The organism is Xanthomonas sp. LMG 12461, from assembly GCF_009192935.1.
Taxonomy (GTDB): Bacteria; Pseudomonadota; Gammaproteobacteria; order Xanthomonadales; family Xanthomonadaceae; genus Xanthomonas_A; species Xanthomonas_A sontii.
On record NZ_NQYT01000110.1, the window covers coordinates 1 to 10,694 of the forward strand.

Annotated in this window: 10 protein-coding genes and 3 pseudogenes; all 13 read right to left on the reverse strand. The window is 55.1% G+C overall.

Annotated elements, in window-relative coordinates:
• Positions 1 to 127, reverse strand: a pseudogene (locus CEK68_RS20510) (Type IV secretion system protein virB6); the annotation flags it as partial.
• An 837-nt stretch (positions 128 to 964) separates the two neighbouring features.
• Complete coding sequence (locus CEK68_RS20520) at positions 965 to 1,510, reverse strand: DUF4189 domain-containing protein (protein ID WP_226977989.1); 546 nt, start codon at positions 1,508 to 1,510, stop codon at positions 965 to 967.
• Positions 1,511 to 1,523: 13 nt separating this feature from the next.
• Positions 1,524 to 2,155 (reverse strand): annotated as a pseudogene (locus CEK68_RS20525) (type IV secretion system protein); the annotation flags it as partial.
• A 171-nt stretch (positions 2,156 to 2,326) separates the two neighbouring features.
• Entirely contained in the window at positions 2,327 to 2,926 is a 600-nt protein-coding gene (locus tag CEK68_RS20530; RefSeq protein ID WP_152240492.1) for a DUF4189 domain-containing protein, read from the reverse strand.
• A 268-nt stretch (positions 2,927 to 3,194) separates the two neighbouring features.
• Positions 3,195 to 3,728, reverse strand: a complete 534-nt coding sequence (locus CEK68_RS20540; protein WP_152240494.1) for a DUF4189 domain-containing protein — start codon at positions 3,726 to 3,728, stop codon at positions 3,195 to 3,197.
• Between the two features lie 50 nt (positions 3,729 to 3,778).
• Positions 3,779 to 4,630: pseudogene (locus CEK68_RS20545) on the reverse strand (type IV secretion system protein); the annotation flags it as partial.
• 35 nt (positions 4,631 to 4,665) lie between these two features.
• Positions 4,666 to 6,015 carry a DUF6792 domain-containing protein gene (locus CEK68_RS20550; RefSeq protein ID WP_152240496.1) on the reverse strand — a complete coding sequence of 450 codons (1,350 nt, stop codon included), beginning with the start codon at positions 6,013 to 6,015 and terminating at the stop codon, positions 4,666 to 4,668.
• A complete protein-coding gene (locus CEK68_RS20555) occupies positions 6,012 to 6,608 on the reverse strand; it encodes a hypothetical protein (RefSeq protein WP_226977991.1) in 597 nt (198 codons plus the stop codon). The genes CEK68_RS20550 and CEK68_RS20555 overlap by 4 nt, the downstream gene beginning before the upstream one ends.
• A gap of 67 nt (positions 6,609 to 6,675) precedes the next feature.
• Complete coding sequence (locus tag CEK68_RS20560) at positions 6,676 to 7,011, reverse strand: hypothetical protein (RefSeq protein ID WP_193314272.1); 336 nt, start codon at positions 7,009 to 7,011, stop codon at positions 6,676 to 6,678.
• A gap of 328 nt (positions 7,012 to 7,339) precedes the next feature.
• Positions 7,340 to 7,882 (reverse strand): DUF4189 domain-containing protein, encoded by a 543-nt coding sequence (locus CEK68_RS20565; protein ID WP_152240498.1) that lies wholly within the window; start codon positions 7,880 to 7,882, stop codon positions 7,340 to 7,342.
• A 17-nt stretch (positions 7,883 to 7,899) separates the two neighbouring features.
• The gene (locus CEK68_RS20570) at positions 7,900 to 8,445 is read right to left on the reverse strand and encodes a DUF4189 domain-containing protein (RefSeq protein WP_193314273.1); all 546 of its coding nucleotides are present in this window, start codon (positions 8,443 to 8,445) and stop codon (positions 7,900 to 7,902) included.
• A 667-nt stretch (positions 8,446 to 9,112) separates the two neighbouring features.
• The gene (locus CEK68_RS20580; protein WP_152240501.1) at positions 9,113 to 9,652 is read right to left on the reverse strand and encodes a DUF4189 domain-containing protein; all 540 of its coding nucleotides are present in this window, start codon (positions 9,650 to 9,652) and stop codon (positions 9,113 to 9,115) included.
• Between the two features lie 27 nt (positions 9,653 to 9,679).
• Positions 9,680 to 10,694 (reverse strand): type IV secretion system protein (locus CEK68_RS20585; RefSeq protein ID WP_152240502.1); only part of this gene is annotated, 1,015 nt, incomplete at its 5' end.

Consider the following 10,694-nt stretch of genomic DNA (forward strand, 5'->3'; position numbering starts at 1 on the left):
CGCCGTTGGCGCCGACGGTGGGGGCAATCATCAGGATCACCGCGACCTTGGCCGCCTTGACCATCGTCGCTATCGCCGATTCGCGCGACTGCCCGGTGGCGATGCGATAGCCCTGGATCAGCACCCAGAACATTCAGGTTGGCAGCCGCTTTCCGCTCGCGCGTTACCAACAGCAAAAAGGATCGCAAAGGAGACAGTCAGGGTGAACTTCATATACATATATCACCACGACATTCTAGAAGTTCTCGAAAATCTGCTCCGTGCATGCCGTATACACCACTTTGCACTCGGCCTCTGGAGTTGATTTATTAGCTCCCATGCAATCCTTCTCGACTATCCTAGTCGCCTCAGGAATTAAGCTAGCACCAACAAATCTAACTCGCCCAGTGGCAAAGGTTGACCTCCAATGTGTGGCTCTGCTATTGCCACGCATTGATTATGATATCTAAATGCGACCTTGCAATTCGTTAATCCACGAGAACCACAGCGTCTCAGCGCGTCCGCCTCAGCCTCCGCCTTCGATAACTTGCCCGTAGTGACTCCATAGATCACGGCAGAATCTGTTGAGCCCTGTGCGATAGCTCCCCAAGTCGTAATCCATTTCCCAGATGGTTGCTGTGCTACGGGTTTTTGTTGATAGTAGCTTGCCGGAATCGGCGTACAGGAAGCTATCGAGCCATTAGCCTGAGCAGGCAACTGACCAAGTGGACACCCATTCTCCGCGTATACAGCACCCATGTAAAAACAGGCCACAAAAAAGATGGGTGATTTAAACTTCGCGCCCACCTTATTCCAATCTAAATAAATTGACTACTATCTCGCTTTGAATTGCCTCTAGCACCACTCCCTTCAGAGACCGATGATTGCAGCGATATAGTGTACAACAGGCACGCAGAAAGCAATCCAAGCTTCTTCATGGCGCACCCTCCTGCGTTTGGCGCCCCTCTTTAGCGCCCACAAAATTCTAGAATTTTTCGAATATCTGCTTAGTACAGGCTTGATAAACCACCTTGCAGTCAACCCCGAGCACTGAACTGTTAGTTTTTTTACAGTCAGTCTGAGCGATTTTCGTCGCTTCTGGAATCGATACGGCCCTAGCAAAGCTAACCCGCCCTGCACTTATCGGCAATCCGTTCGTTTGCGGCTCAGCAATTGCAGCACATTGGTTGTGATAACTAATAAAGACTCGGCAGTCTTTTTCCCCATGGGAAGCGCAGCGCCTGAGCGCATCTGCCTCGGCTTCAGGCTTAGATAGCTTGCCCGTAGTTACTCCATAGTTTGTCGTATCGTCTATTGATCCCATAGCGATAGCTCCCCATGTCGTGATCCACTTGCCTGAAGGCCGTGATACGGGAGCCTGCTGTTGGTAGTAGCCAGATGGAACTGGCGTACATGAATTCATTGCGCCATTGGCCTGTGCCGGGAGTTGCCCTGGCGGGCATCCATTCTCTGCATATGCTGAACCTATGAAGAAGAAAATGGCGAAGGGAAATGACAGCTTGAATTTCATGTGCATCTCGTCGCTAAGTGAATCGGCTGCTATTGCTGTTGGCATTGCCCCTGGCACCACTACCCTCAGAGGATTGCACTGCATTTTGTAGCCCCGACGATGAGTTCCCGTGCCTAGGTAGAGAGCCATTGTTCGATGCAGCAGATGTATCGTTGCCACGCTGCGGCGGCGTATAAGACCCCGGCGGCTGCCCCTGAGGCCCAGGCGAAGACGCTGCACCACCGGCGAACGCCGAGAAGTGCATGAAGGACGCCATGCTGCCTTGCCACAGCGCGGCAGCCATCGGCGGCACTGACACGATCAGCAAGGTCATGAGCAATCCAATCCCTCCCTGCTGCAGCGCCTGCGACGACAAACCTTCCGCATTGCCCAACGGGATGAGCTTCATGGCCCAGTAGGGCCCCGCCACCTTCACCGTGAACTTCAGGACCATCGCCGACACGACTGACAGCATGGCCATCGAGAACAGCGTTCCCAACACATAATACAGCCACTTCTTGAACAGGTCCTTGGTCTGCTCGAACATCAAAAAAAAGTGGAGGCAATCATCAGGATCACCGCGACCTTGGCCGCCTTGACCATCGTCGCCATCGCCGATTGGCGCGACTGCCCGGTGGCGATGCGATAGCCCTGGATCAGCACCCAGAACATTCAGGCTGGCATCCGTTTTCCGCTCGCGCGTCGCCCACAGCGAAAAGGATCGCCAGGGAGACAGTCAGGGCGAATTTCATATCCATATATCATCACGATGCATCCTACACGCCAGAAAATTCCGTTCCATGACTGGTTTGAACAATAGATGGGAACCACTCAGCACTAGAACTTCTCGAATATCTGCTCAGTGCAGGCTGTATAAATAATCTCGCACACGGCCTTCGGGGTTGATCTATTATTTTTTTTGCAGTCGCTCAAAGCACGACTACTGGCTTCCGGAATAGTTGCTGAACCAGCAAAACTAAGTCGACCATCACTGTAGGGGCTCCCGTAAATATGGGGTTCAGCAACCGCCGCACATTGGTTGTGATACTTCAATACAATTTTGCAATTTTTTAATCCACGAGAACCGCAGCGCATTAGTGCATCTGCCTGCGCCTCTGCCTCAGACAATTTCCCTTTGGTGACACCGAAAGTTGTAGCGGAATCAGTATAGCCCATTGCAATCGCCCCCCAGGTTTTAACCCACTTTCCGGAGGGGCGAGGCGGAGGTGCTTCTCGTTGATAGTAACCGGAAGGGATCGGAGTACAGGAAGTTATCGCTCCATTTGCCTGCGCAGGCAACTGACCTGGCGGGCACCCATTTTCCGCATGCGCAACGCCTGCTAAGAAAAAAGTAGCAAAGAATAGATAATGGTTGATTACCGTCTGAATACCTTGTGGTTCAGGTGAATCGACTGCTATTCCGATTGGCATTGGCATTGCCCATTACCCTGCTACCTTCTTGCGGTAGACGTCCCGCTGAATACCTTGTCGCGTCAGCACTTCCAAGCGGCGTATCTTTGCCACCTTGAGGCGACACATACGACCCCGGCGGCTGCCCCTGTGGCCCTAGCGTGGACGCTGCACCACCAGAGAACGCTGAGAAGTGCATGCATGTCTATGGCCCACCCTAGGGCACTTGTTTTTCCTTACTTATCCGCTTGGCGAGCACTTCGACCCTTGATCTGATCGAAAACAGGAAAAACAATCAATATCTTTCAAACACTGGCTCTGAGCATGCCTGATATATCACCTTGCATGCTGCTCCGGGATTCTTACGCTCACACCCCTCTGAAGCAGTCCCAACTACCTTTTCTTTAGTCGGCCCATTAGAGAATTGAATGAACCCATCAGGGTTAGGCCGACCATTAATCTGCGGCTCGACAATGGCAGCACATTGATTTTTATAAACTAAAACAACCTTGCAGTTCTGTGCGCCTTTTTTGGCACATCGGGCTAACGCCTGGCTTTTGGCTTCCGACTCGGACATCGCCCCAGTTGGAACGCCGTAGTATGGGACTGAATCTACTGTGCCGATCGCAATCGCACCCCAGGTCTTGATCCATTTACCGCTAGGAGCGGGGGGGGAGGGTTGCTGTTGATAATAGCCGGGGGGGATCGGCCCGCAAGATGCAATGTTTCCACTGGCCTGCGCAGGAAGCTGCCCTGGGGGACAGCCTTGTTCCGCCAGAGCTTTTGAGGACAGCATGAATAAGAAAGTGAAGCAGACCATGTACTTCATGAGTAAACCTTTCTTAATATCAAAAATTCATCAAATAAAAGCCTGTATCCTCAGCCGAGGCGATCACTATCTCTTTGATTCGCAATACCAAGTGCTCCTGTATTGCGCGTAGCAGACGAGCTAGAAGCAATACCAGTAGCTCGCGTGCTATTCAAGTCTGACGACCGCGCTTCAGTTAAGCCACTATTTGACTCTACGCGCGGAGGAGCATACGACCCCGGCGGCTGCCCCTGCGGCCCAGGCGTGGACGCTGCACCACCGGCGAACGCCGAGAAGTGCATGAAGGACGCCATGCTGCCTTGCCACAGCGCGGCAGCCATCGGCGGCACTGAGACGATGAGCAAGGTCATCAGGAGCCCGATCCCGCCCTGCTGCAGCGCCTGCGACGACAAGCCTTCCGCATTGCCCAGCGGGATGAGCTTCATCGCCCAGTAGGCCCCCGCCACCTTCACCGTAAACTTCAGGACCATCGCCGACACGACTGACAGCATGGCCATCGAGAACAGCGTTCCCAACACATAGTACAACCACTTCTTGAACAGGTCCTTGGTCTGCTCGAACATCAAAAAGAAGATGAAGATCGGCCCGATGCCGATCAGGAAGGCCAGAGTGAACTTGAACAGCAACAACATCGCACCGGCGACCATGGGCGGACCGGCCGTGCCGAATCCAGCCAACAGGATCGCTCGGCTCTTCTGATCGATCGACTCCGGATCGTTGGCGTTCACCTTCACCGCATCCAGGGCCGCCATCGCAAGCTGGGTGTACTCCAGATTCTGGTCGATCGCATCGGCTGCGCTGGAATTATCGTCGCCCGTGAACAAACCGTGGATCTCCTTGTCCAGGTTGTCGGTCATCGTCTTGTGCAACATGGCGCCGTTGGCGCCGACGGTGGAGGCAATCTATGTCTACATCCAGTTCGATGCCCCCATGATTATCACCGCCCCTTCACCGATGCCTGTTGTTGGGGCGCATCCAGCTGCTGTGCCAGGTGCTGCGGCTCAGGCGCCTGATCCGTCCTCCGTTCCTGAACCAAAGGCGGCGTACCGGACAGATCCACCTTCACACGGTAGCCGGGTGTGCTGCCTTCGATCCAGGCGCTTCCGCCCTCCAGCAGGGTCACGGCCTTGATCTGCTCTGGCCGCTCCATCCCCTCACGCCGCGCTTGCGATGCCGCATACGACACCGCGGCATCCGCGATGCCGGCAGGTAACCTGCTCTTGAGCATCTGGTAGAGAGCATCAGCCGGCTGCTCGGCAGGCGTCACGCTCGATTGCTCCGGCACCTTCTGCGGAGCCCGCCAGCCCTGCGGTTCTCCGCTCTCCATACGCGGCATCTGCAGCCGCTGCATGTGCTCCGACCAATTCGGCACGCCGATGCTTTCGCGGCCCGCCCCGGGCGCAAGTGGCCCCCGCAGTTCGGCAACGCCATCCTGCAGCAGCCCACCCCAGCCCCGCGCACCCAGCGTCACCCCCATGCGCAGCGTGGCGATATCATCCCGATACCGTTCGATCATTGGCGCATGGCGCTGCGCCAGGTGCTGTGCGGTCGCGTCTTCCAGGACAGAGTGCTTCGGCCTGCCTTCCTTGTCTGTCGGCAGGAAGTTGTAGATGGTGTGGGAGTCCGTCACCAACCCCTTCGCCGCACTGATCGGATTGCGCAAGCCACTGCCCTGGTCGTCATAGCCGGTCCGCTCCAGCGTTGCGATCTCTTGCTCCGTGGCATACACCCGGACCTGACCATAGTGCCGGCTGGCGGCGCTGACGGGATCTCCCGCCATTACGTGATTGATGACCGCGTTGCCGCCTTCGGGAATACGACGATCCAAGCTGACGGCCCCATAGCCGTTGAAGGTTTCGCCTTTCAAGCCGAAGTGGTGCGCGGTGATTTCCGCGAGACCGCCACCGAGTGAATGGCCAACCACGGTGACGTCATGAGCGTTGGTGTATTGGCCAATTTGTTTTGCGGTTTCCAAGGCGTGTCGAGTGAACTCAATGGCGTCCGCCGCTTGGGCGTTGTGACGGGTGGCGACCATACCCCCATCGGCAACCAGGCCATCGCGCCACGGCTGGCGGTCGAACTCGCTGCCGCGGTGTGCGACGATGAGTTCGTTGGTATCCAACCGTTGATAAAGGATGCCCTGATAGCCGGACGCGCTATCCATATAGCTCAGCCGCTTGTAGGAGACGCCACCTATATCGACAGGCTTACTTCTTTCCCCCGTCTCTGGCGGCTTTTTATATACATCATTCGCCAACGCTGCATATTGGCTAGTCGTCATGCTCATGGAAGTATATTCTCCGATGTCAGCGTCACTTTGAAGATATTGGGTCGTGCATTCTCATTGAAGTCGTCAATCTTTGATACGCCACTATCCGGGAAGTCATCCATGCCCGCTCTCGGATAGAGTCCTTTCCAGAAGTACGTAACCTTGGGTTTTAAACTATAAATCTCCTTCTTGAACAGCGTAGGCTCGTAACGCGTTTCTTCATGCTTGCCGGTCGCCTTCAAGGCAATGCCGACGCCCGTCAGTTCAAAGCGGCACACGCCCATGCCGTAATAGTCGGCGTCGACCATGCCGTCGGCATATATCGTCCCCACATAATGTTCCCCGTCGACCTTCTGAAAGTTGATGGGTATTCCCGCTTCTTTCGGCTTGGTTCTCACGCCTTCGAGTGGCTCGTTAAGCGGCGTACACTGCTCATAGTTGGCCATGTCATAAAACGCAGTACCTGAGACATACCCAAAGGGTCCTGGCGCATCTTCGATGGTCATCGTAATCCGATACGCCTGGGTGGGCTTGGCATTACGCTGATAGACGGGATTGCCATCGGCTGCCGTTTGCGCAACACCGTCGGCTTTTTCAGAAGCGGTATTCATCTGATTGCACCCGGCTAAGAGGGACAGAAGGAAAATGGCAGTAACAGTCTGAGCGTTCATAAGGGCGTTATGCCACCAGGGTGCTGCGCATAGCCAAGTCGGCCTGCGCGATGGCCTCAGTCAGTCCCCGGCAACTGCGTCTGATGTAAACACCGAGCATTAGCAGCGCAAAGATCAATATCACGAACACCATTCCAACTTCCGGCACGCGCATCACCACCGGCAGAGAGAGGGGCAGCGCGATTGCCGCCATGCTCATCATGAGCACGTGCACCGTTGCGCCAACCATGTCGAGGATGGACCTGCGCAACTGGCGCCGCTGTGCCGTGCATCCGCCGTGTGCCTGGAGGCGCTGCTTGGTGGCGGATGCGCGCAGCGCCAGCCGGAGTAGCATCGCGGCCATGCCGAGGTGAAGGAGCGCTCTCAGGGCGGCCACACTTTACGCCAGCAACAGGATGAGGTCGCCTGACGTGCGATAGGCGAGCGCAGTCAGGCTTGCAGTCAGCGAGAGCGTCAAGAGGCAAAGGGTCAGCAACGCCCGTACACGCTGCACTGACTGCTGCCACCTATCAGCGGATAGTGTTTGCCGCATGAGGGCAGGTCCGATTACGGCTTGAGTAAATGAGGCTTTGCGGTCGCGGAAGAGGTCTTGGTTGGATTCTTCGGGCCCTTGCTCACTTTCATAACACCATCTCGTCCGTGTGGTATCTACCTAGGGGAACTACCTAACTCTAGAATTTCTCGAAAATCTGCTCGGTACAGGCTTTATATATAACCTTGCAGTCCAAGCTCGGCGTCATCTTGTTTGCTTTTTTACAATCCTCCTGAGCTATTCGGCTGGCTTCGGCCGTCGATCCAGCCCCCACAAATTGCACACGCCCGGCGACAATAGGAAGCCCATTAGTTTGGGGCTCCGCAATAGCAGCACACTGATTGTGATATTTAAAAGCAATCTCGCAGTTCGTCGCGCCATGCTTGCCACAGCGTTTGAGAGCGTCGGCCTCAGCTTCTGCTTGAGACAGTTTTCCAGTCGTAACGCCGTAATCTGTTGTGGCGTCTACTGATCCAATCGCGATAGCTCCCCAGGTATTGATCCAGCGCCCCGATGGTTGGGGCGGAGGCGCCGGCTGTGCTTGATAATAGCCTTGCGGAATCGGTGTGCAGGAGGTAATCGCACCATTGGCCTGGGCTGGCAATTGACCAGGCGGGCAGCCATTTTCTGCATCTGCTGTGTTGGCTAAAAGGAGCATAGTAAAAAGGAGGCTGATCTTCATGCGCGTTCCATCGCAGTTCAAAATTTCTCGAATATCTGTTCCGTACAGGCTTTGTAAATCACTTTGCAATCGGCCTCTGGCGTTGCGGCGTTGGCTTTTCTGCAATGAGCTTGAGCTCTCTGTATTGCATCAGGAATGGTCACGCCACCAGAAAAGCTGACTCGACCAACAGCCAGAGGCAATCCATTCGTCTGCGGCTCGGCGATTACGGCGCATTGGTTGTGATAACTCAAGGCGATTTGGCAGTTCTTTTCCCCATGAGAGGCACAGCGTCTGAGTGCATCGGCCTCGGCTTCTGACTTGGATAACTTACCCGTAGTGACCCCATAATTTGTCGTATCGTCTATCGATCCCATCGCGATAGCACCCCATGTCGTGAGCCACTTACCCAAAGGCTGTGGCGCAGGAGCCTGCTGTTGGTAGTAGCCAGGAGGAACAGGTGTACACGAGGCCATTGCGCCATTTGCCTGCGCCGGGAGTTGCCCAGGTGGGCAACCACTTTCTGCAGACGCAGCACCTACCAAGAAAAACGTAGCGAAGGTAAGATAACGGTTGAGCGCCATCTGAATCCCTCCCATAGCTCAAGTTGGTCGGCTATTATTCTCGGCGACTGACTCAGCAAAAAAACGCATCTTATCGCCTAGAATTTCTGAAAAATCTGTTCAGTGCAATTGGAGTAACCAATAGTACACTCCTTGCCGGCGTTATTTTTCTGACAACGTATAATTGCTTTCCTACTTATTTCCGCAAGTGGAAAGCCCGAGTCAACGCTCGCCACTCCTTCCCCTGGGGGCGTAACTACCACTACACATTGATTCTCATAAGCATGAACAATGCGGCATCGGTGAGAGCTGGCATTCTGGCACTTTTGCAAAGCATCCTTCTCGGCATCCGCTTTACTTAGTTTGCCTGTCGACACGCTAAATTGAGTGATATCATCACCCGCAACCGCGCCCCACGTTTTGAGCCACTTCCCGAGTGGGCGCGGTGGCGGAGCTGGCTGTTGTTGATAATAGCCAGGCGGTATAGGGCCACAGGACGCCATGTTGCCATTTGCTTGGGCCGGAATCTGCCCAGGCGGACACCCGTTTTCCGCCTCCGCGTTACCTACAGCGAAAAGGATCGCAAGAGAGACAGCCAGGGTGAGTTCAATATCCATATATCACCACGATGCAGCCTATATGCTAAACAATTCCGATCCAAGACTATTGTTTGACTTGATGGCTTGAATTAGAACCTCTCAAATATTTGCTTAGTGCAGGACTCGTAAATTACCTTGCATTTATTTTCTGGATTGTCTCTTTGACATGCTGATTTTGCGGCAGCGGCAGCCTCTTCTGGTTTGGCATCTCCAACAATATGAACATACCCTAGTAGATTTGGCTTTCCATTAATCTGAGGCTCTCCCACCGCAACACATTGATTGAAATAAGATAAACCAATCTTGCAATCTTTCTCGCCGTGCTTTGAACAACGCGCCATGGCGTCCTTTTCGGCGTCCTCTTTTGTTAGTTTTCCCGTCGATACGCCATAATTGCGCTCAAGCCCTAATGAGCCCACGGCAACCGATCCCCATGTCGGAATCCATTTTCCTGAAGGGCGCGGAGCAGGAGCCGGTTGGGCTTGGTAATAGCCAGGCGGTATAGGACCGCAGGATGCCATGTTGCCATTTGATTGGGCCGGAATCTGCCCAGGCGGACAACCTTGCTCTGCCCAGGCATACCCAGAAGTGACACAAAAAAGAACACATAGAAGTCTCACTGAGTTCATGGCAATCGGAACTCCTCTTCCTTGACATTAGCTAATGTTGCTGTCTTTAGAGCCAGCTAAGCCGCGTGCCCCTACTGGGAGCTGCGGGCTTGCATTTGTACCGACTGTTCTAGCGGCATGTGTATCTCCGCCAATTGCACCGCTGGTCGTCCTAGCATCATTACTTGGCAATTGTTGCGGCACATACGACCCCGGCGGCTGCCCCTGAGGCCCAGGCGTGGACGCTGCACCACCGGCGAACGCCGAGAAGTGCATGAAGGACGCCATGCTGCCTTGCCACAGCGCGGCAGCCATCGGCGGCACTGACACGATCAGCAAGGTCATGAGCAATCCAATCCCTCCCTGCTGCAGCGCCTGCGACGACAAACCTTCCGCATTGCCCAGCGGGATGAGCTTCATGGCCCAGTAGGCCCCCGCCACCTTCACCGTGAACTTCAGGACCATCGCCGACACGACTGACAGCATGGCCATCGAGAACAGCGTTCCCAACACATAATACAGCCACTTCTTGAACAGGTCCTTGGTCTGCTCGAACATCAAAAAGAAGATGAAGATCGGCCCGATGCCGATCAGGAAGGCCAGAGTGAACTTGAAGAGCAACAACATCGCACCGGCGACCATGGGCGGACCGGCCGTGCCGAATCCAGCCAACAGGATCGCTCGGCTCTTCTGATCGATCGACTCCGGATCGTTGGCGTTCACCTTCACCGCATCCAGGGCCGCCATCGCAAGCTGCGTGTACTCCAGATTCTGGTCGATCGCATCGGCTGCGCTGGAATTATCGTCGCCCGTGAACAAACCGTGGATCTCCTTGTCCAGGTTGTCGGTCATCGTCTTGTGCAACATGGCGCCGTTGGCGCCGACGGTGGAGGCAATCATCAGGATCACCGCGACCTTGGCCGCCTTGACCATCGTCGCCATCGCCGATTCGCGCGACTGCCCGGTGGCGATGCGATAGCCCTGGATCAGCACCCAGAACATCGTCGCCGTCAGCGCAATCACACTCACCCAGTTCATCGCACGCCGCTTCAACCCCACACCG